Here is a 21,075-nt window from a genome sequence, read left to right on the forward strand (position 1 = left end):
ACAGGCTCTGACCTGCGATTCCGGGTGTTTCGGCAGCGAACCGATCCCCGTGTGGGTGGACAGGGTACTGCATGATCGTAAAAAGGTGGGCGCGTGATGGGAATTCTGTCCTGATTCCAGTCGTTGTTTCCTTCGGACGGGGCACCCGACACCGGAGAAACCGTCCATAGTCCGCGCCCGATCCATCTGTAAGGGAGCACGCATGGCAACCCGTGCCGTCGCCCGTAATCAGTCCGCCACCGGTGGTGGCGCTGATGGGGCCAACAGTGTTCGCGCCTCAGGCGGGGAGATCGCCGATCGCGACCTGGTCGGCATGTATCTCGACGAGATCGCTCGCACCCCGTTGCTGGACGCGGCGAAGGAGGTCGAGCTGTCCCAGTCCATCGAAGCGGGGGTGTACGCCCAGCAGATCCTGGACGGGGAGGTTGAGGACGCCCCCGCCGCAGGCGCGAGCCGCGAGGAGCTGGAGGCGATAGCCGCCGAAGGTGCCCGTGCCAAGGACATCTTCATCCGCTCCAACCTGCGTCTCGTGGTGGCTGTGGCACGCCGCTACCCGCGCAGTGGACTGCCGCTGCTCGACCTGATCCAGGAGGGCAACGCGGGCCTGGTGCGCGCGGTGGAGAAGTTCGACTACACCAAGGGATTCAAGTTCTCGACCTATGCCACGTGGTGGATCCGCCAGGCCATCACGCGCTCGATCGCGGACCAGTCCCGTACCATCCGGCTGCCCGTCCACCTGGTCGAGGAGCTCGGCCGGATCCGCCGGGTGCAGCGGGAGTTCAACCGTGAGCACGGCCGCGAGCCGGAGCACGCCGAGATCGCCGAGGAGCTCGGCTCCACGATGGAGCGGGTCTCGGACGTGCTGGACTGGGCACGCGACCCGGTCAGTCTGAACATGTCGGTCGACGACGAGGGGGAGACCCAGTTCGGCGACCTGCTGGAGGACACCTCGGCCGTCTCGCCCGAGCAGTCGGTGATGACGCTGCTGCGCAGCGAGGAGCTGGAGGACCTGATCGGCCGCCTCGACGACCGCACCGCCTCCATCATCAAGGCGCGGTACGGCATCGACGACGGCCGGGAGCGCACCCTGACCGAGGTCGGCAAGCAGCACGGCCTCACCCGTGAGCGCATCCGGCAGATCGAGAAGCACGCCTTGCTTGAGCTGAAGAAGATGGCCCGCCAGACCGGTTTTGACGCAGCGGCTTGAGTTCCCCGTCCAGCAGCAGACCGCAGCCACCACCAGACCCCCTTCCTCCCCGGACCGAGCCCCGGCGCCCTTCCCCCCCCCGGCGCCGGGGCTCGCTTATGCCCGTACGCGATGTCTGTTCGCGACGTCCGCGCGCGATGTCTGTTCGGGATGTCTCTTCGCGATGGTTGGGGCCGGGGGCGGCCGGTCAGGCGGTGAAGCCGCCGTCCACGGCGATCGACGCCCCGGTGATGTAGCGGCCGTCGTCGCCCGCGAGATGGGCCACGGTCGCGGCGATCTCCGAGGGCCGGCCGTAGCGGCCGAGCGCGGTGAAGCCGCTCTGGGTGGCGGCGCTCTCGCCGTCGGCCGGATTCATCTCGGTGTCCACCGGACCGGGGTTGACCAGGTTGGCCGTGATCCCGCGCGGGCCGAGCTCACGAGCCAGGGCCTTGGTGAGGCCGGTGAGCGCGGACTTGCTGGTCGCGTAGAGGGTGCCGCCGGGAAAGGCGACCCGCTCGGCCATACAGCTGCCGATGGTGATGATCCGCCCGCCGTCGGTCAGCTGCGCGGCGGCCGCCTGCGCCATGAGGAAGGGCGCCCGGACATTGACGGCGAGGACGTGGTCCACGTCGTCCAGCGACAGCTCGGCGAGGGGGCCGAGGACACCGGCGCCGGCGTTGTTGACCAGGATGTCCAACCGGCCGAACTCGGCGGCGGCCCCCGCCACGGCGGCGCGCACCGCCTGTGCGTCGGCGCTGTCGGTCTGTACGGCCCAGGCGCGACGTCCCAGCGCCTTGATCCGGTCGATGACATCCGCCGCGCGTCCGGCCTGGCGGTGGTAGGTCAGGGCGACATCGGCGCCGTCCTCCGCGAGCCGGATCGCCACGGCCTCGCCGATGCCCCGGCTGCCGCCGGTGACCAGGGCCGCCTTGCCGTCCAGTGTCATGTCTTCTCCCTGTTCGCGGTGATGTTCCTGTTGCGCGGTGGTCCCCCCTGATGAGGACATGACCCGATCCTGGTCGGGCGGGCCGGGGAAAGTCCGGCGGGATTCGGACGGTGCGCTGGTCCGTGCCCGGTCGGGTCTGTTTGATGCCCGAGTCTGTTTACTTTCCTGCATCGCCCACGTAATGTGGCCGCGAAAATCACAGGTTCGGGTACGGAAGGGACGTAAACCCACATGTACGCACCGGAGCGTCAGCAGGAGATTCTCCGGCTCGCCCGTGAAAGCGGGCGGGTGGATGTCCTGTCTCTCGCCGAGGAGTTCCAGGTCACCGCCGAGACCGTGCGGCGGGATCTGCGCGCCCTCGACCGGGCGGGGCTCGTCCGCCGTGTGCACGGGGGCGCCATCCCGGCCGGCCGTCTGGACTTCGAGCCCGATCTCGCCGAGCGCGAGTCCACCGCCGCCGACGAGAAGGACCGCATCGCGCGGGCCGCCCTCGCCGAGCTGCCGTCCGACGGCAGCGTGATCATCGACGCGGGGTCGACGGCGGCCCGGTTCGCCGCGGTCTTCCCGCTGGAGGCCCAGCTCACCGTGGTCACCCACGCCCTGCCGGTGGCCGCGCGCCTCGCCGACCACCCCGGTATCGCGCTGCACCTCGTCGGCGGGCGGGTCCGCCACCGCACCCGGGCCGCCGTGGACGCATGGGCGCTGCGCGGCTACGGCGAGATCAAGGCCGATGTGGTCTTCCTCGCCACCAACGGCTTCTCGCCGGAGGGCGGGCTCACCACCCCCGATCTCGCGGAGGGCGCCGTCAAGAGCGCCATGATCGCGGCGGCCCGGCGGGTGGTGCTGCTCGCGGACTCCGCCAAGTTCGGCCAGCAGCACTTCGCCCGGTTCGGCGGCCTCGACGACGTCGATCTGCTCATCACGGACACCGGGCTCAGCCCGCAGGACGCCCTGGCCATCGAGCGCCAGGGCACGGAAGTGGCACGCGCATGATTCTCACCGTCACCCCCAACCCCAGCCTGGACCGTACGTACGAGATCCCGGCCCTGGAGCGCGGCGCCGTACTGCGGGCCACCGCCGACCGGGTCGACCCCGGCGGCAAGGGCGTCAATGTCTCGCGCGCCGTGGCCGCCGCCGGACACCGCACGGCAGCCGTGCTGCCGCTCGGCGGACCGGAGGGCGCGCTGCTCGCCCGGCTGCTGGAGGAGCTGGGCATCGAGGCGGCGGGCGTGCCCGTGGCGGGCTCGACCCGGGTCAACATCTCCGTGGCCGAACCGGACGGCACCCTCACCAAGCTCAACGCGGGCGGGCCCGAGCTGAGCGACGCCGAGGCCGAGGCGGTGCTGGAGGCCGTCCGGACCAGGGTCGACGGCGCCGACTGGATCGCCTGCTGCGGAAGCCTGCCCCGAGGACTCGCACCCGAGTGGTACGCCGAGCTGGTGGCGCGGGCCCACCGGGCGGGCGCCCGGATCGCCCTGGACACCTCCGGCCCCTCGCTGACCGCGGCCCTGCGTGAGCGTCCCGATGTGGTGAAGCCCAACGCCGAGGAGCTGGCCCAGGCGGTGGGCCGTCCGCTGGCCACCGTCGGCGAGGCGGTCAAGGCGGCCGAGGAACTGCGGGAGCTGGGTGCCCGCGCCGTCCTGGCCAGCCTGGGCGCCGACGGTCAGCTGCTGGTCGACGACACGGGCGCCTACTTCGGCACCGCGAGCGTCGCCGCCGTGCGCAGCAACGTCGGCGCGGGCGACGCCTCGCTCGCCGGATTCCTCACGGCGGGCGGCGCCGGGCCCGCCGCCCTCGCCTCGGCCGTGGCCCACGGGGCGGCCGCGGTGCAGCTGCCGGGCAGCGCCATGCCGACCCCGGCCGACCTCGACCCGTCCGCCGTCGTGACCACGGCGGACATCCCGCTGGACCGTGTGCTCAAGGAGCCCGCGTGACCGGCCGGCCCCACTCCCACCCCCCAGTCCCCACTCCGTCCGCCCGCCTGCCCCAGGGCGGCACCGCACACAAGGGAGCCGCGAGATGAGTGAGCTGATCACCGCGGATCTGGTCGACCTTGACCTGTCCGCCGACACCAAGGAAGCCGCCGCCCGGTCGCTCGCCGAACGCATGGTCGAGGCCCGCCGGGTCACCGACCTCGACGGCTTTCTCGCCGATGTGGCGGCGCGCGAGGAGCAGATGCCCACCGGCCTGGACGGCGGCATCGGCATACCCCACTGCCGCAGCGCACATGTCACCGAGCCCACCCTGGCCTTCGGGCGCAGCGCGGCCCGGATCGACTTCGGCGCGGCGGACGGACCGGCCGATCTGATCTTCCTGATCGCCGCCCCGGCGGGCGCGGACAGCGATCACCTGACGATCCTGTCGAGCCTGGCCCGGCAGCTGATGAACGCCGACTTCACCGATGCGCTGCGCTCGGCCGACCGGCCCGAGCGGGTGGCCGCACTGATCCGCGGTGAGGAACAGACACCCGCGGCCGAGCGGACGGGGGCCGAGAAGCCGGCCACCGCCGACGCTTCCTCTGCTTCCTCGGATGAGCCTGCCCCCGCCGAACCCACGGACGCGGCGACCGCCACCTCCGCGACCTCCGCGACCACCGCCGAGCCGGTGGCCCCCTTCCGGATCGTCGCCGTCACGTCCTGCCCCACCGGTATCGCCCACACCTACATGGCCGCCGAGTCGCTGGAGAACGCCGCTCGCGAGGCCGGTGTCGAGCTGGTGGTCGAGACGCAGGGCTCGGCCGGATTCGACAAGCTCCCCGCCGCCACCATCGCTGCCGCCGACGCGGTGGTCTTCGCACACGATGTGGAGGTCCGGGACAAGGCCCGCTTCGCGGGCAAGCCGACGGTGGACGTCGGGGTGAAGGCGGCCATCAGCCGCCCCGCCGAGCTCATCGCCGAGGCGCGTGAGAGGGCCGCGCGGGGGGAGACCGGCGCACCGGCCGGGACCTCGGCGGAGCGCTCGGCGCCGATGGACGCGGACGGGGCGGCCGGTGACGGCTTCGGCACCAAGCTGCGCAAGTGGCTGATGACGGGCGTCAGCTACATGGTCCCGTTCGTCGCCGCGGGCGGTCTGCTGATCGCGCTCGCCTTCGCGATCGGCGGTTACGAGATCGCGAGTGCCAAGTCCGTCGCGGACCACTTCGTGTGGACCGAGACCAGCAGCTGGGCCGCGCTGCTCTTCCAGATCGGCAGTGCGGCGTTCACCTTCCTGGTGCCGGTCCTGGCGGGCTATATCGCCTACGGCATGGCCGACCGGCCCGGTCTGGTCCCCGGTTTCGTGGGCGGCTACATCGCGACCACCATCAAGGCCGGATTCCTCGGCGGTCTGGTCGCGGGCCTGATCGCCGGCGCGGTCGTCATGGGCATCCAGCGGTTCAAGGTCCCGGCGGTACTGCGCGGCATCATGCCGGTGGTGGTGATCCCGCTGATCTCCTCCGCGATCGTCGGCGTCCTGATGTTCGTGGTGATCGGCAAGCCCATCGCCTCCGCGCAGCAGGCCATGACCGACTGGCTCAACAGCCTCTCCGGCGCCAACGCCATCGGTCTCGGCGTCCTCCTGGGCCTGATGATGTGCTTCGACCTGGGCGGCCCGGTCAACAAGGTGGCTTACGCCTTCGCGACCGGAGGTATCGCGGTGTCGGACCCCTCCGCCGGAAGCCTCAAGATCATGGCCACGGCGATGGCCGCCGGTATGGTCCCGCCGCTGGCGATGGCCCTCGCCACCACCGTGCGCGGACGGCTGTTCACCAAGACCGAGCGGGAGAACGGCAAGGCCGCCTGGGTGCTGGGTGCCTCCTTCATCAGCGAGGGCGCCATTCCGTTCGCGGCGGCGGATCCGCTGCGGGTGATCCCCTCGTCGATGGTGGGCGGAGCCATCACCGGTGCCCTGTCGATGGCCTTCGACTGCACGCTGCGCGCCCCGCACGGCGGCATCTTCGTGGTCCCGCTGATCGGCCAGCCGTTCCTCTACCTGGTGGCCGTCGTGGCGGGCACGGTGGTCTCGGCCGGTCTGGTGGTCTTCCTCAAGGGACTGCGCAAGACGGCGAAGCCGGAGGCCGCGGACCAGGCCGGTGCCGAGGCCACCGAGGGCGGTACCGAGGAAGAGTCGAAGGTGGCGGTGGCGGTCTGACCGCGTCGTTGTCACCCCCTGTCCGATCCGGCGGTGGACCGCCCACGTCCGTGGGTGGTCCATCGCCGGTGTCCGTGGGCAGGCCGCACGAGGCGCAGTAGGCACCGAGCGCGGCCTCGCCAGGCCCCGGCCGGGGTACCCGGGTACCGGGACACGGGGGCACTGTCCAGGTCGAGGGCGGCGAGATCGGCCGTGCGGGTCCGCCGCTCGCCCTCCACCGTCCGGACCCCGGCGGTGACGGGCGCCGAACGCCGACCCGAACCCCAGCCCAACCCCTTCTTCGCTCCGGTCATTCCTCCGGCCTCCGGCTTCGGCGGATCAACTGCTGTAAAGGTCCCGATAGGCGGGGAAGACACCGCCCGGACCGTCCACCGTCTCCGCCGCGAGCACCGCCTTGACCACTGCCCGGGTCAGCACATCCGCCCCGGCCGCCAGCACCTCGTTCAGCGCACCGGCCTCCCGGTGCACCCCGAACGCCGGATCGCCGGCGTCCTCGGGGCCACCCTCCGGTATCAGCGGGCGCCCGCAGGTGGCGAGGGCGAAGACCGTGTCGCCGTCGGACAGCAGATGCACCGGCCGGACGGCCCGCGCCAGCCCGTCATGCGCCGTGCCCGCGAGCTTGTGCGCCTGGGCTCGCGTGAGCAGGGCATCGGTGGCGACCACGGCCAGCGTCGTGTTCAGCGGAGGCCGCACCGACGCGGCCTGCCGCCCCTCCGACTCGGCCCGCGCGGCGGCCAGCCGGCGCATCGCCTCCGCGTGCTCGGCCGCACCGGGCCTGCGGGGTCCACCCTCCTCCCACGGCCCATGGAGCTCCCCGTACAGCACCCCCGTATCGGGATCGATGACCGAGCCCGCGGCGTTGACCACCGCCAGCGCGGCCACCGTGGTGCCGGACGGCAGCACCGTGGAGGCCGAACCGGTGCCGCCCTTGAGCCCACCGGCCACCGCGCCCGTGCCCGCCCCCACACTGCCCTGCACGACCGGCACACCCGGTTCCGAACGGGCCGCCGCCTCGATCGCCGCACGCCCCAGCGCGGCGTCCGGGCGAGCCCGCCAGTCGCCGCCCCGGCCCAGGTCGAAGAGGGCGGCGGCCGGGACCACCGGAACGACCTGCGCCGGATCGGGGCCGACCCGGAAGCCCCGGCCGTGCTCCTCCAGCCAGGCGGCCACCCCCGAGGCGCTGTCGAGCCCGAAGGCGCTGCCGCCGGTCAGCACGACGGCATCGACGCGCTGGACCAGATTGCGCGGATCGAGGGCATCGGTCTCCCGGGTGCCGGGGCCGCCGCCGCGCACATCGACCGCGGCGACCGCACCGCCCTCGGGGGCCAGCACCACGGTCGTCCCGGTCAGCCGGCCGCCGCCGGACCGCTGGGCATGGCCCACCCGCAGCCCGCGGACATCCGTCAGGCTGTCGGCCGGGCCGGTGGGGACTGGTTCGGGGTTTGCCCGCTCGGCATTCATGGAAGCTATGCGTAGCACGGGCAGCCGTGGCATGGTCGGGTGCCGAGGCGCGGACCACCCCCGTATCCACCGTCGCACGATCGCCGCCGAAGGGTTCGGAGCGGGATGAGAGCCCTTCCAGGTGAGGTGAGGGCACCTCGGAGTGGGGTGAGGCCGCCTCATATAGAGGGCGTTCATCGAACGTTGATGACGTGGCACCAGGCTGAGCCGTATGCCGTTCGCCCCCGTCCGGAAGAAGACCGCCGTGCCCCATACCTCTCGGACGGAGGAGCTCCCGACACTGGCCGCCGACACTCGGCGGGCCGCCCGGGTCGCCCTCCGATGGATCAGCGAGCCGGACTGCACCGAGGAGCTCACCCATGCCCAGCTGCTCGACCAGGCGGCCCGAGCCGCCGCGGCCCTCACTCGGCTCGGCGTCCGCGCCGGGGACCGGGTGGCGGTGCATCTGCCGCTGGTGCCCGAGTCCGTGATCGCCACGCTCGCCTGCGGCCGGCTCGACGTCGTCCGCGCCAGCCTCCCCGTGGGGCTGTGCTCCCATGAACTGCGCGACCGGATCAGGGAGGCCGGTGCCAAGGTCGTCATCACCGCTGACGCCGGACTGCACCGCGGGGAGCCACAGCCGCTCAAGCGGCACATCGACCGGGCGCTGACCGGCTGCCCCGAGGTGCGGTCCGTGCTCGTCGTCCACCGGCTCGCCTGCCCGGTGTCCTGGACCCCCGGGCGTGACCTGTGGTGGCACGACGAGCTCGGCCGGTACACCGAGCCGCTGACCGGGCCGTACTCTTGAGGCATGAGCACCGCCCCTGCCTCCGGACCGCGCGATCCGGCCGCCGCGCTGAATTTCGACGATCCACTGGCGCAGCGGTCATCGGACGATACGGACGACGGGTGGGGTGAGCGGATTCCCGGCGGCGACAGCGCGGACGACGCCGCCGACCTGGCCCGGTTCCTCGCCGAGAAGCCGCCCCACCACCTCTGACGCGTCCCTAGGCGCTGGAGCCGCTGCCACCACCGCCGTGGGCGGCGCCGCGCCGCGCCACCAGCTCGTCGCGGATCTGGCGCAGCAGAATGATCTCCTCGGCCTCCGCGACGGCCTGCTCCTCCTCCACCTTCGCATCCTTGGCGGCCTTCCGCGCCAGATAGCGCGACATCGGCAGCACCATCAGGAAGTACACCACCGCCGCTGTGATCAGGAAGGTCAGCACGGCTGACAGCACGCTTCCCCACAGGATCGGTATGCCGTGGACGACATCGCCCGTGGCGTTGGTCTCGCAGGGCGCCTTGAGACAGGAGCGGTACTTCTCGAGATCCTTCGTGCCGAATGCTCCGACTATGGGATTGATGAAGCCCTTCACTATCGAGTTCACGACGGCGGTGAAGGCGGCTCCGATGACGACCGCGACGGCCAGATCGATCACATTGCCGCGCATCAGGAAGGCTTTGAACCCTTCCATGACGCTCTGCTTCTCCTCGGTCACCTTCTCTTGACTCAACCCACTGTCTCTCTTTCGCCGCGTCGGTGCTGGAGCGGACGGTTCCGCAACCTACACCCGCAGGTGAAAGGGGAATCAGGAGAGCCGGGTGAGTCAGCAGCGGCACAGCGTCACCGCCAATCGGGAGCCGGCCGCGGCCCCGGCGAGCGCGGTGGCGTCCGCTCGCGGCACTGTCAGCACCACCAACGCCCCGCCGCCGTCCGCCCCTTCGCCGAACGGCCCGCCGTCGTCTCCGTCGTCCGCCGTGCGGATGCCCCGGGATCCGCGGGCTCCCGGCACTTCGGCCACCCGGACCCCACGCGCGACCACCCGCGCCGCGGAACCGGACGACTGGGTGCGCGCGGCGTCCGGAAGCGGCGTGGCCAGCACATCCACCCGGTCGCCGGGGTGCAGCAGCCGCACCGCCGCCGCGTCCGCGATCCGGACCGGCGCTGACACCATGACCGGGCGCGGCGCACCGCGCGGGTCCTCGCGCGCCGGGGCGGGCGCTCGCGAGGACACCGCGTCCGTGTGCCCCTTGTCGGAGGGTGCCGCAGCGGCGAGTGCGGCGGCCGTCAGCGCCAGCCCCGCCGCCATCGCGCGGCGCCGCCGCCGCATGGCCCGTCCGAGCCGGAATCCGCCGTCACGCCCCGTGCGCACCGGAGCGAAGCGTGGCACCGCACGGGCCGGGGGAGCGGAGCGGGGTAACGCGAGAGTGGGGGACGGATGGGACATGGCACATCACCGCCTGCCGTGAGGGACCGGGTGCTTCTGGCTCCCTCACCATGCCCGTCTCCGCCCGACCCCGCTCGGGCCTGTGGACGGCCGCCGGGCTGTGGACAACCCGGTCACCCGAGCGAGGGACACCCGCCCGTGGCGCTCGCCTCAAGCGACACCCGCCCCGACTGACACCGGCCCCATCCGGCACCCACCTCGTCCGGCACCGGCCCCGTCCGGCACCGGCCCGTCCGGCACCGACCCCACCGCGAGTCGTGCCCGCAGGCACCAGCCGCCCGTACCGAGCCGCCGCCCCGGACGCGGCTGTCCCCTACGGAAGCTCTATCCCCAGGTCCCAGCCGTCATGGGCATGCGTGCACAGGCAGTCCCGCGCGGAGTTCTCCGGCAGCCTGCCCACCGCGTCGAAGAGCACCTCACGCAGTCGGCCCACATTCTCCCCGAAGACCTTCAGCACCTCGGTGTGGGTGACGCCCTCGCCGGTCTCCACGCCCGCGTCCAGATCGGTGACGAGCGTCAACGAGGTGTAGCAGAGCCCCAGTTCACGAGCGAGCACCGCTTCCGGGTGGCCCGTCATGCCGACCACCGACCAGCCCTGTGCCGCATGCCAGCGCGATTCGGCCCGGGTGGAGAAGCGCGGTCCCTCGACCACGCACATGGTCCCGCCGTCCACCGGCTCCCAGCCGCGTCCGCGTGCCGCGTCCACGGCCGCCTTCCGTCCCACCGGGCAGTACGGGTCGGCGAAGGTGGTGTGCACCACGTTCGGCACCCGTCCGTCCGGCAGCGGCTCACCGTCGAAGAACGTCTGCGTGCGCCCCTTCGTACGGTCCACCAGCTGGTCCGGGACGAGCAGTGTCCCCGGCCCGTACTCCGGCCGCAGCCCGCCCACCGCGCAGGGGCCGAGGACCTGCCGCACCCCGAGCGAGCGCAAGGCCCAGAGGTTGGCGCGGTAGTTGATGCGGTGCGGCGGCAGGTGGTGCTTGCGGCCGTGCCGCGGGAGGAAGGCGACCCGCCGTCCCTCGATGTCGCCGAGGACGAGCGAATCGCTCGGCGCCCCATAGGGGGTCTCCACGGTGATCTCAGTCACATCGTCGAGGAACGTATAGAACCCCGAACCCCCGATGACCCCTATGTCTGCTTGCCTGCTGGTCTCGACCATGTGGTCACCCTAGCCAGCCGCATGAGCGCGAACGACACCCCGCCGCCTCCCGGAGGGGGCGGCGGGGCGTCGGTGAAGCCCAAGAGCGGGTGGCCGGATCAGGCGGCCGAGCTCGACGTCGAGGACGTCGAGGACGTCGAGGACGCCGAAGACGACGAGGACGAAGACGAAGGCGTCGAGGAGGAGGACGAGGATGAGGAATCCGAGGAGGACGAGGACGAAGAGGACGACGAACTGGAGCTGTCGCTCTTCGCCGCCGGCTTGCTCGAACCGCCGCTCGTGCTGCTGGAGGAGGAGCGGCTGTCGTTCCGGTAGAAGCCGGAGCCCTTGAACACGATGCCGACCGCCGAGAACACCTTCTTCAGGCGTCCCTTGCAGTTCGGGCACTCGGTGAGCGCGTCGTCGGTGAACTTCTGCACCGCCTCGAGGCCCTCGCCGCACTCGGTGCACTGGTACTGGTAGGTCGGCACGTTCTTCCTCCTGGCACTCTCACTCAATGAGTGCTAACGACGGTCCATAGTGCAGTATTCCCGCGCGTCAGTCCACTGCGGCGGGGCCCACGGTGATCGAGCCCACCTCCGTCCGGCGCGGCTCCGGCTGCCGTCCCCGGTGCTCGTCACCCCGCTCCCATGCCCAGCCAGCCCGCCAGCTTGCCGCCCCGGGCCACCGCCCGTAGTCGCCGTTCCGCCGCGTCGCGCACCGGGTCCGTGGCCACCACCAGCAGTTCGTCACCGCGCCGCAGCACGGTCGAGGGCAGCGGCACGAAGCTGGCCCCGTCCCGGACGACCAGGGTGACGGCGGATCCGGGGGGCAGCCGCAGCTCGCCGATCTCGACCCCGTGCATCTTGGACGCCTGGGGGATCGACACCGACAGCAGATGCCCGCGCAGCCGTTCCAGCGGCGCCGACTCGATGCCCAGGTCGGCGGGCTCGGCCTCCTCAAGCCGCAGCCGGGGGGCGAGCCAGGGCAGCGTCGGCCCCTGGACCAGGGTGTAGACGATCACCAGCACGAAGACGATGTTGAAGATCCGGCGGCTGCCGGGCACGTCGTTGACCATCGGGATGGTCGCCAGCACGATCGGCACCGCACCGCGCAGCCCGGCCCAGGACAGCAGCGCCTTCTCCCGCCAGGGCATCCGGAACGGCGCCGTGCTGACCAGCACCGATACCGGCCGGGCCACCACGGTCAGCACCAGCCCGACGGCGAGGGCGGGCCAGATGTCATCGCCCAGCTCATGCGGGGTGACCAGCAGCCCGAGCAGGATGAACATTCCGATCTGGGCGATCCAGCCCAGCCCCTCGGCGAAGCCGCGCGTCGCCGGCCAGTGCGGCAGCCGTGCGTTGCCCATCAGCAGCGTGGCGAGGTAGACCGAGAGGAAGCCGGACCCGTGCGCCAGGGCACCACCCGCGTAGGCGGTCACCGCGATGGCGACCACCGCGATCGGGTACAGGCCCGAGGCGGGCAGTGCCACGTGCCGCAGACCGTAGGCCCCCAGCCACCCGATCGCCAGGCCGGCCGCCGCGCCGATCGCCAGCTCCAGGGCGATCGTGCCGACCAGGGCGTACCAGGACTCCATGGGGCCCTGGCTGGAGAAGGCGACGACCAGGATCACCACGGGGGCGTCGTTGAAGCCGGACTCGGCCTCCAGGACGCCCGTGAGCCGTTTGGGCAGCGGCACTGTGCGCAGCACCGAGAAGACCGCGGCCGCGTCCGTGGACGACACCACCGCACCGATGATCAGTGCCTGCTGCCAGCCCAGTCCCACCACATAGTGCGCCGCGGCCGCGGTGACCCCTACGCTCACCGCGACGCCCGCGGTGGACAGTACGGCGGCCGTCGGCAGTGCGGGTTTGATCTCGCTCCACTTCGTGCCCAGACCGCCTTCGGCCAGGATGACGACGAGCGCGGCATAGCCGATGTTCTGCGTTAGCGCGGCGTCGTTGAAGGTGACGCCGATGCCGTCCGTGCCGATGGCGACGCCCATCCCGAGGTAGATCAGCAGCGTGGGCAGGCCGCTGCGCGAGGAGACCCTTACGGCCGCCACCGCGACGAGCAGGACGAGCGAGCAGATCAGCAGCAATTCATTGAGGTGGTGAACAGTCAGGGGCCGAGCCTTTCTCACGGGAGCGGCGGAAACGCTGCGAAGGGTTCCCGGCCGACCGGAACTTCATTGCCTTATCTAACATTTTACGGGATCTTGACGCGAGCCTTCCGCAAGAAGTCTTCGCCGCCGGTGTAGAAGCCCGGCCAGTGGCCGGTGGATGGCGTCAGTCATGACTCCGCGTAGGGGTGGCGACAGCGCTGCGCCTATGGTTGCTCCAGCACTCCAGGATCACCCTGCCCCTCGAAGGACAGCGATGCCCGCCAACACAACCGGCTCTTCTCCCAAAAAGAAGAAGAGCCGACGTCTCCGCCTGATCGTGATCGCAGTCGTGCTGCTGCTCGTCGGGGGCGTCGGCTACGGCGCGTACTGGAGCGTCAGTACAGTTCGTGCCTCATTCCCGGAGACCACGGGATCGCTTCAGCTCAAGGGGTTGGACGGCCCCGTGCAGGTCAAGCGTGACGGCTATGGGATACCTCAGATCTACGCCGGCACCCCCGAGGACCTCTTCCGCGCCCAGGGATTCGTCCAGGCCCAGGACCGCTTCTGGGAGATGGACGTCCGCCGTCATATGACGGCCGGCCGGCTCTCGGAGATGTTCGGTTCCAGCCAGGTGGAGACCGACGCGTTCCTGCGCACCCTGGGCTGGCACCGGGTGGCCCAGCAGGAGTACGACACCAAGTTGTCGTCCACCACCAAGAAGTATCTGCGGGCCTACTCCGACGGCGTCAACGCCTACCTCAAGGACCACCAGGGCGAGGAGCTGTCCGTCGAGTACGCGGCCCTGGACTTCAAGAACGACGGCTACAAGCCCGAGAAGTGGACCCCGGTCGACTCGGTGGCCTGGCTCAAGGCGATGGCCTGGGACCTGCGCGGCAACATGCAGGACGAGGTGGATCGCGCCCTGGCCTCCAGCAGGCTCAGCGCCAAGCAGATAGAAGAGCTCTACCCGGCCTACCCGTACAGCCGGAACAAGCCGATCGTCCAGGGCGGCGCCGTCGACGAGCTCACCGACGAGTTCGACCCCGAGGCCACGCCGACCGGATCGACGAGCTCCACGGGCGGTAACGGCACGGTGGACGGAGGGGCCACCGGCGCCACGCAGGGACTGCAGACCCAGCTGTCCTCGCTCTCCAAGACCCTGGACGACGTCCCGGCGCTGCTCGGCCCGAACGGGACCGGTATCGGCTCCAACTCGTGGGTCGTCTCCGGCAAGTACACGACCACCGGTAAGCCGCTGCTCGCCAACGACCCGCATCTGGCGCCCCAGCTGCCGTCCGTCTGGTACCAGATGGGGCTGCACTGCAAGCAGGTCACCAGCGCCTGTCCGTACGACACGGCGGGCTTCACCTTCGCCGGTATGCCCGGTGTGGTCATAGGCCACAACCAGAACATCAGCTGGGGCATGACCAACCTCGGCGCCGACGTCAGCGACCTGTACCTGGAGAAGGTCACCGCCGACAGCTACCTCTACGACGGCAAGCAGGTCCCGTTCACCACGCGTGAGGAGACCATCAAGGTCGCCGGCGGCAAGAGCCGTACGATCACCGTCCGCACCACCAACAACGGCCCGATCGTCTCCGACCGCGACGACGAGCTCACCTCCGTCGGCAAGAGCGCCCCGGTCGGCAGCGGCGCCGATGACGTGGCTCCCGACCGCGGCGACGGCTACGCGGTGGCGCTGAAGTGGACCGCGCTCACCCCGTCCAACACCATGGACGCGGTCTTCGGGCTCGACGCGGCCAAGAACTTCCAGGACTTCCGTAAGGCGGCCCGCGACTTCGCGGTCCCCTCCCAGAACCTCATCTACGCCGACACCGAGGGCAACATCGGCTACCAGGCGCCCGGCCAGATCCCGGTGCGCTCCAAGGGCGACGGCCGCTACCCGGCGCCCGGCTGGGACTCGCGCTACAAGTGGAGCAAGTACATCCCGCAGTCGGCGCTGCCCTGGGAGCTCAACCCCGACCGCGGCTACATCGTCACCGCCAACCAGGCCGTCATAGACGAGAAGACCTACCCGTATCCGCTGACCGACGACTGGGGGTACGGCGCGCGGAGCCAGCGCATCGCCGACCTCATCGAGTCGAAGATCAAGGATGGCGGGAAGATCTCCACGGACGACATGCAGTCCATGCAGATGGACAACAGCAGCGAGATCGCCAAGCTGCTGACGCCCTATCTGCTGAAGATCAACATCAAGGACGACTACGTACGCGAGGCGCAGAAGCTGCTGGAGAGCTGGGACTACACCCAGGACTCGGACTCGGCGGCCGCCGCGTACTTCAACGCCGTCTGGCGCAACACCCTCAAGCTGGCCTTCGGCGACAAGCTCCCCAAGGAGCTGCGGGTCGAGGGTGAGTGCCTGCGGGTACGCCCGGCCGACGACTCCGGTCCGCTGGAGGACCTGAACGGCAACACCCGGCTGGTGCGCGAATGCGGTAAGCGCGCCCCCGACATGGCCCAGCCCGACGGCGGTGACCGCTGGTACGAGGTCGTGCGCAACATCATCAAGGACCCGAAGAACAACTGGTGGAAGACGGAGGGCACCCGCAACAAGCCCGGCGCCACCAACCGCGACGAGCTGCTCGCGCAGGCCATGCGGGCCGCGCGCTCCGAGCTCACCGCCAAGCTGGGCAAGGACATCGACAGCTGGAGCTGGGGCCGGCTGCACCGGCTGACGCTGAAGAACCAGACCCTGGGCACCGACGGCCCCGGCGTGGTGCAGTGGCTCCTCAACCGGGGGCCCTGGAACCTCTCCGGCGGCGAGGCGGCCGTCAACGCCACCGGATGGAACGCGGCCGGCGGCTACGACGTCACCTGGGTCCCCTCGATGCGCATGGTCGTCAACCTCGACAACCTCGACAAGTCGCGCTGGATCAACCTCACCGGCGCCTCCGGCCACGCCTACAACGCGCACTACACGGACCAGACCGAGAAGTGGGCGAAGGGCGAGCTGCTGCCCTGGGCGTTCAGCAAGAGCGCCGTGGACAAGTCGACCGACGACGAGCTCGCGCTCACCCCGTAGCGCGGCTGAGCTCCGTGGAACTCGACGCCTTACCCCCAGGGCCCCCGTCGGGCCCCGAAGGGCCCGGTGGCCGTCTGAGGGGCGTTCGCGCCCCCGGCCGGTCCCCGGTGCCCGCCAACCCTCGCGGCCCCGCCGGGAGGCGCCTCCGGGCGCCCTCAGCGGGGCCGCGGCGTGAAGCGGTGGAGGCCCGACGGGGTCACCGCCGCGTGCACCGGCCGGTCGTGGCCCTCCTCGGGCACCTCGTCCAGCAGCTCACCGTCGTACAGCAGCACCACCAGCGCCGGATCGGCGCCCGCCTCCGCCAGCCGGGCCAGCACCCGGTCGTACGAGCCGCCGCCGCGGCCCAGCCGCATCCCGCGCCGGTCCACCGCGAGGCCGGGCAGCAGCACCACGTCCGCCCGGGTGACCGCCTCGGGGCCGAGCCGCGGCCCCTCGGGCTCCAGCAGGCCGCGCCGGGCGGGCGTCAGCCGATCGGGCCCCTCGTCCTCGCCCCAGTCGAGATCGTTGTCCGCGCGCAGCACCGGAAGCAGTACCCGGACCCCGCGGGCGCGCAGAGCCTCCCTCAGGGCGCGCGTGCCGGGCTCGCTCCCCATGGACACATAGGCCGCCACGGTGGCCGCCTTGGCGATCTCGGGGAGCTCCAGGGCGCGACACGCCAGAGCGGTGCCGGCCTTCTCGATGTCATCCGCCGTCAACCTGGACCTCACCGCCAGGTGACGTTTCCGCAATGCGTGCTTACTAGCGTCGGTGTTGATCACTGGGTGCGCAATCTCCCTGTCTCATGCCATATTCACCGAATACTCATCATTTGCCCCAAAGGCACCGGATAGGGTTCGGTACATGACTCAATCGCGTACTCGGATCAGCAAGGCTGTCATCCCTGCCGCGGGCCTCGGAACCCGCTTTCTTCCGGCCACCAAGGCCACCCCCAAGGAGATGCTGCCGGTTGTCGACAAGCCGGCGATCCAGTACGTCGTCGAGGAAGCCGTCACCGCCGGGCTGTCCGACGTTCTGATGGTCACCGGCCGTAACAAGCGGCCCCTGGAGGACCACTTCGACCGCAACTACGAGCTCGAAGAGGTCCTGGTCCGCAAGGGCGACGAGACCCGACTCGCCCGCGTCCAGGAGTCCAGCGACCTGGCGACCATGCACTATGTCCGCCAAGGCGACCCCAAGGGCCTCGGGCACGCCGTGCTCTGTGCCGCCCCGCACGTCGGTGACCAGCCCTTTGCCGTCCTCCTCGGCGACGACCTCATCGATGCCCGCGACCCGCTTCTGGCCCGTATGGTCGACGTCCAGGAGCGGCACGGCGGCAGCGTCATCGCCCTGATGGAGGTGGACCCGGCCCAGATCCACCTCTACGGCTGCGCGGCGGTCAAACCGACAGTGGACGACGACGTCGTCCAGGTCACCGGCCTGATCGAGAAGCCCGACCCCGCCGACGCGCCCAGCAACTACGCCGTCATCGGCCGCTACGTGCTCGACCCGGCCGTCTTCGGGGTGCTGCGCGAGACCGAGCCGGGCCGCGGTGGCGAGATCCAGCTCACCGACGCCCTACAGGCGCTAGCCTCCAGTCCGGACCTCGGCGGCCCGGTGCACGGCGTCGTCTTCAAGGGGCGCCGCTACGACACAGGCGATCGTGGCGACTATCTGCGTGCCATTGTCAGACTCGCGTGCGAACGTGAAGACCTGGGCCCGGAGTTCCGGGAATGGCTTCGCAGGTACGTCACCGAGGAGATGTAGCACCTTGAGCAGCACCGCAGCACGGGCCGCCGATCGCGGCCCGGACCAGGACCGGGTCTGGACGGTGGCCGAGCACCTCGACGACATCCTCGGGCACGTCCACCCGCTGGAGCCCATCGAGCTGCAGTTGCTCGACGCCCAGGGCTGCGTCCTGGTGGAGGACGTCACCGTCCCCGGCGCGCTTCCGCCCTTCGACAACAGCTCCATGGACGGCTATGCCGTCCGTACGGCTGACGTCGCGGCCGCGACCGAGGACCATCCCGCGGTGCTGACCGTCATCGGCGACATCGCGGCGGGCAGCGGTGACCTGCCCGTCGTGGGCCCCGGCGAGGCGGCCCGGATCATGACCGGTGCCCCGATCCCGCCCGGCGGCCAGGCCGTCGTCCCCGTCGAGTGGACCGACGGCGGCCTCGACAGCGGGCCGGTCACCCATATGCCCGCACGCGGCTCGGACCCCCACGGCGGAAGCGGCAGGGTGCGCGTCTTCCGCCCGGCGACGGAGGGCCGGCACATCCGCACCCGGGGCAGCGACGCGGACGCGGGCGAGCTCGCGCTGCGCGCCGGCACGGTCCTGGGGGCGCCGCAGATCGGGCTGCTGGCCGCGCTCGGCCGCGCCACGGTGAAGGTGCGGCCCCGGCCGCGGGTGGTCGTGCTCTCCACCGGCAGTGAGCTGGTCCAGCCGGGCGAGGAGGCGGGCCCCGGCCGGATCCACGACTCCAACAGCTTCCAGCTCACCGCCGCCGCCCGGGAGGCCGGCGCGATCGCCTACCGGGTGGGCGCGGTGGCCGACGACGCCGCCACGCTGCGCGCCGCCGTCGAGGACCAGCTGGTCCGCGCCGACATCGTCGTCACCAGCGGCGGGGTCAGCGTCGGCGCGTACGACGTGGTCAAGGAGGCGATGCACGAGGTCCACTTCCGCAAGCTCGCCATGCAGCCCGGCAAGCCCCAGGGCTTCGGCCTCGTCGGTCCGGAGAACACCCCGCTGATCGCCCTGCCCGGCAATCCGGTGAGCTCGTACGTCTCCTTCGAGCTCTTCGTGCGCCCCGCCATCCGCACCCTGCTGGGCGGCGACGACATCCACCGCACCGTCGAGCAGGCGGTCTGCCCCCAGGGCGTCGCCTCCTCGCCCAGGGACCGACGCCAGTTCCTGCGCGGCTGGTACGAGCCCGCCACGACCGACGGCCCGGCCACCGTCACCCCGGTGGGCGGTGCGGGATCGCACCTGATCAAGGCCATGGCCCACGCCAATGCGCTGATCGTCGTCCCCGAAGGCGTCGCCGAGGTAGCCCCCGGCGCCGAGGTGGACGTCGTCCTGCTGGCCTAGCCGCCGGGCACGGCGGGTACGGTGTCGTCCCACACAGGAGCCACCTGGCCCGGACCGGGAGAACCATGAGCAGCGCCCAGGACCATCTCACCCATCTCGACCCGTCTGGTGCCGCGCGCATGGTCGACGTCTCAGCCAAGGACGTCACCGCGCGCACCGCCCGGGCGAGCGGCCGCGTACTCGTCGCGCCGCGCGTCGTGGAACTGCTGCGCGGCGAGGGCCTCCCCAAGGGCGACGCCCTCGCCACCGCCCGGATCGCGGGCATCATGGGCGCCAAGCGGACCCCGGACCTGATCCCGCTGTGTCATCCGCTCGCGGTGTCGGGCGTCACGGTGGACCTCGAGGTCGCCGATGACGCCGTCGAGATCACCGCCACCGTGAAGACCACGGACCGCACGGGCGTGGAGATGGAGGCCCTGACGGCGGTCTCGGTCGCCGCGCTGACGGTGATCGACATGGTCAAGGCCGTCGACAAGGGGGCCGTCATCACCGACGTACGGGTGGACGAGAAGACGGGCGGCAAGTCCGGCGAGTGGAGCCGGGCATGAGCGGCTCAGCGGCGCCGCGCCGCGCCCTGGTCGTCACCGCCTCCAACCGCGCCGCCGCCGGGGTCTACGCCGACACCGGGGGCCCGCTGATCGCCGAGGGCCTGGCCGCCCTCGGCTTCGCCGTGGACGGCCCGCGGGTGGTACCCGACGGCGATCCGGTGGAGGCCGCCCTGCGGGACGCCGTGGCGGCCTCGTACGACGTCGTGGTGACCACCGGGGGCACCGGCCTCACCCCCACCGACCGCACCCCGGAGGCCACCCGCCGCGTCCTGGACTACGAGATCCCCGGGATCGCGGAGGCCATCCGGGCCGAGGGGCTCGCCAAGGTGCCCACCGCCGCGCTCTCCCGGGGGCTGGCCGGGGTCGCCGGCACGACCCTGGTCGTCAATCTGCCCGGCTCCACCGGAGGGGTGCGTGACGGCCTTACGGTGCTCGGCCGCCTCCTGGTCCACGCGGTCGACCAGATCCACGGCGGGGACCACCGCAGACCCGCCGGCCAGGCCGGTGCCGCCGACCCGGCCGGTGTCGCCGATCGCTCGGGGCCGGCCGGGAGCGCACGCTGAACGCCCCCTGGCCGGTCGTGCTGGCGGACGGAGACACGGTCCTCCGCCCCATAAAGCTGCGCGACCAGCGTCCCTGGCGTGAGGTCAACCAGCGCAACCGGGAGTGGCTGCGGCCCTGGGAGGCGACCATCCCGCCGCCTCCGCCGGGCGGCCCCGTCACCCACCGGCCGACCTTCCGGCAGATGGTCCGCCATCTGCGGGCCGAGGCGCACGCCGGACGGATGCTGCCGTTCGTCATCGAGTACCAGGGGCGGCTGGCCGGGCAGTTGACGGTCGCCGGGATCACCTGGGGGTCGATGTGCTCCGGCCATGTCGGCTACTGGATCGACCAGGCGGTGGCCGGGCGCGGAGTGATGCCGACCTCGGTCGCGCTCGCCGTCGACCACTGCTTCCGCACCATCGGACTGCACCGCATCGAGGTGTGCATCCGGCCCGAGAACCTGCCCAGCCGCCGGGTGGTGGAGAAACTCGGATTCCGCCAGGAAGGGCTGCGGCCGCGCTATCTCCACATCGACGGCGCATGGCGCGACCACCTGGTCTACGCGCTCACGGTGGAGGAACTGTCCGAGGGGCTCCTGGAGCGGTGGCACCGGACGCGACCAGGCGCATCACAGAAATAAAATGCTTGTTCGATTAACGGGAGAACATTTCCAACCTGGTCATACCAACAATCACAAAAAACTA

The 21,075-nt window shown here is 71.3% G+C and carries 20 protein-coding genes; 12 read left to right on the forward strand and 8 right to left on the reverse strand.

What is annotated here, in order from left to right; genetic code table 11:
- Nucleotides 1-202 precede the first annotated feature (202 nt).
- Nucleotides 203-1,207, forward strand: a complete 1,005-nt coding sequence (locus PS467_RS25265) for a sigma-70 family RNA polymerase sigma factor (protein ID WP_191069838.1) — start codon at nt 203-205, stop codon at nt 1,205-1,207.
- 187 nt (nt 1,208-1,394) lie between these two features.
- Here PS467_RS25265 and PS467_RS25270 read toward each other — a convergent pair whose 3' ends face one another.
- Complete coding sequence (locus tag PS467_RS25270) at nt 1,395-2,132, reverse strand: SDR family oxidoreductase (RefSeq protein WP_311037156.1); 738 nt, start codon at nt 2,130-2,132, stop codon at nt 1,395-1,397.
- Between the two features lie 231 nt (nt 2,133-2,363).
- On the opposite strand from PS467_RS25270, the gene PS467_RS25275 reads away from it, so the two are divergent.
- The 3 genes from PS467_RS25275 (at nt 2,364) to PS467_RS25285 (ending at nt 6,260) form a co-directional block, all read left to right on the forward strand.
- Nucleotides 2,364-3,125, forward strand: a complete 762-nt coding sequence (locus PS467_RS25275) for a DeoR/GlpR family DNA-binding transcription regulator (protein ID WP_268973974.1) — start codon at nt 2,364-2,366, stop codon at nt 3,123-3,125.
- On the forward strand, nt 3,122-4,066 hold the full coding sequence (gene pfkB / locus PS467_RS25280; protein ID WP_311037157.1) for a 1-phosphofructokinase: 945 nt from the start codon (nt 3,122-3,124) through the stop codon (nt 4,064-4,066). Before PS467_RS25275 ends, pfkB begins: the two co-directional genes overlap by 4 nt.
- An 85-nt stretch (nt 4,067-4,151) precedes the next feature.
- Nucleotides 4,152-6,260 carry a PTS fructose transporter subunit IIABC gene (locus PS467_RS25285; RefSeq protein WP_311037158.1) on the forward strand — a complete coding sequence of 703 codons (2,109 nt, stop codon included), beginning with the start codon at nt 4,152-4,154 and terminating at the stop codon, nt 6,258-6,260.
- A gap of 318 nt (nt 6,261-6,578) precedes the next feature.
- Here the strand turns inward: PS467_RS25285 and PS467_RS25290 are convergent, their stop codons facing one another.
- Nucleotides 6,579-7,721, reverse strand: a complete 1,143-nt coding sequence (locus PS467_RS25290; RefSeq protein ID WP_311037159.1) for a P1 family peptidase — start codon at nt 7,719-7,721, stop codon at nt 6,579-6,581.
- Between the two features lie 244 nt (nt 7,722-7,965).
- Between PS467_RS25290 and PS467_RS25295 the strand changes: the two genes are divergently transcribed.
- Entirely contained in the window at nt 7,966-8,508 is a 543-nt protein-coding gene (locus PS467_RS25295; RefSeq protein WP_311037160.1) for an AMP-binding protein, read from the forward strand.
- Between the two features lie 3 nt (nt 8,509-8,511).
- Nucleotides 8,512-8,700, forward strand: a complete 189-nt coding sequence (locus PS467_RS25300; protein WP_311037161.1) for a hypothetical protein — start codon at nt 8,512-8,514, stop codon at nt 8,698-8,700.
- A 7-nt stretch (nt 8,701-8,707) separates the two neighbouring features.
- Here the strand turns inward: PS467_RS25300 and mscL are convergent, their stop codons facing one another.
- From mscL to PS467_RS25325, 5 genes are all read right to left on the reverse strand, one after another.
- A complete protein-coding gene (gene mscL / locus PS467_RS25305) occupies nt 8,708-9,199 on the reverse strand; it encodes a large conductance mechanosensitive channel protein MscL (protein WP_268973980.1) in 492 nt (163 codons plus the stop codon).
- Nucleotides 9,200-9,307: 108 nt separating this feature from the next.
- Nucleotides 9,308-9,853 (reverse strand): RcpC/CpaB family pilus assembly protein, encoded by a 546-nt coding sequence (locus tag PS467_RS25310; protein ID WP_311037162.1) that lies wholly within the window; start codon nt 9,851-9,853, stop codon nt 9,308-9,310.
- 388 nt (nt 9,854-10,241) lie between these two features.
- Nucleotides 10,242-11,087: an S-methyl-5'-thioadenosine phosphorylase gene (locus PS467_RS25315; protein ID WP_311037163.1), complete on the reverse strand. Its 846-nt coding sequence runs from the start codon at nt 11,085-11,087 to the stop codon at nt 10,242-10,244.
- A gap of 98 nt (nt 11,088-11,185) precedes the next feature.
- Nucleotides 11,186-11,557, reverse strand: a complete 372-nt coding sequence (locus tag PS467_RS25320; protein WP_311037164.1) for an FmdB family zinc ribbon protein — start codon at nt 11,555-11,557, stop codon at nt 11,186-11,188.
- Between the two features lie 146 nt (nt 11,558-11,703).
- Entirely contained in the window at nt 11,704-13,209 is a 1,506-nt protein-coding gene (locus tag PS467_RS25325; RefSeq protein WP_311037165.1) for a potassium/proton antiporter, read from the reverse strand.
- A 235-nt stretch (nt 13,210-13,444) separates the two neighbouring features.
- Between PS467_RS25325 and PS467_RS25330 the strand changes: the two genes are divergently transcribed.
- Entirely contained in the window at nt 13,445-16,213 is a 2,769-nt protein-coding gene (locus PS467_RS25330; RefSeq protein ID WP_311037166.1) for a penicillin acylase family protein, read from the forward strand.
- 155 nt (nt 16,214-16,368) lie between these two features.
- Here PS467_RS25330 and PS467_RS25335 read toward each other — a convergent pair whose 3' ends face one another.
- Nucleotides 16,369-16,968: a 5-formyltetrahydrofolate cyclo-ligase gene (locus PS467_RS25335; RefSeq protein ID WP_311039950.1), complete on the reverse strand. Its 600-nt coding sequence runs from the start codon at nt 16,966-16,968 to the stop codon at nt 16,369-16,371.
- 85 nt (nt 16,969-17,053) lie between these two features.
- Between PS467_RS25335 and galU the strand changes: the two genes are divergently transcribed.
- The 5 genes from galU (at nt 17,054) to PS467_RS25360 (ending at nt 21,011) form a co-directional block, all read left to right on the forward strand.
- A complete protein-coding gene (galU, locus tag PS467_RS25340) occupies nt 17,054-17,956 on the forward strand; it encodes a UTP--glucose-1-phosphate uridylyltransferase GalU (protein WP_268973986.1) in 903 nt (300 codons plus the stop codon).
- A 4-nt stretch (nt 17,957-17,960) separates the two neighbouring features.
- On the forward strand, nt 17,961-19,280 hold the full coding sequence (glp, locus tag PS467_RS25345; protein ID WP_311037167.1) for a molybdotransferase-like divisome protein Glp: 1,320 nt from the start codon (nt 17,961-17,963) through the stop codon (nt 19,278-19,280).
- 65 nt (nt 19,281-19,345) lie between these two features.
- Nucleotides 19,346-19,828 carry a cyclic pyranopterin monophosphate synthase MoaC gene (moaC, locus tag PS467_RS25350; protein ID WP_268973988.1) on the forward strand — a complete coding sequence of 161 codons (483 nt, stop codon included), beginning with the start codon at nt 19,346-19,348 and terminating at the stop codon, nt 19,826-19,828.
- Nucleotides 19,825-20,391, forward strand: coding sequence for a MogA/MoaB family molybdenum cofactor biosynthesis protein (locus tag PS467_RS25355; RefSeq protein WP_311037168.1), 567 nt, complete (start codon nt 19,825-19,827; stop codon nt 20,389-20,391). Before moaC ends, PS467_RS25355 begins: the two co-directional genes overlap by 4 nt.
- Nucleotides 20,388-21,011 (forward strand): GNAT family N-acetyltransferase, encoded by a 624-nt coding sequence (locus tag PS467_RS25360; RefSeq protein ID WP_268977095.1) that lies wholly within the window; start codon nt 20,388-20,390, stop codon nt 21,009-21,011. The genes PS467_RS25355 and PS467_RS25360 overlap by 4 nt, the downstream gene beginning before the upstream one ends.
- The last annotated feature ends 64 nt before the right edge of the window (nt 21,012-21,075 follow it).

Origin of the sequence: Streptomyces luomodiensis, from assembly GCF_031679605.1 — a bacterium.
In the GTDB taxonomy this organism is placed as follows: Bacteria; Actinomycetota; Actinomycetes; order Streptomycetales; family Streptomycetaceae; genus Streptomyces; species Streptomyces luomodiensis.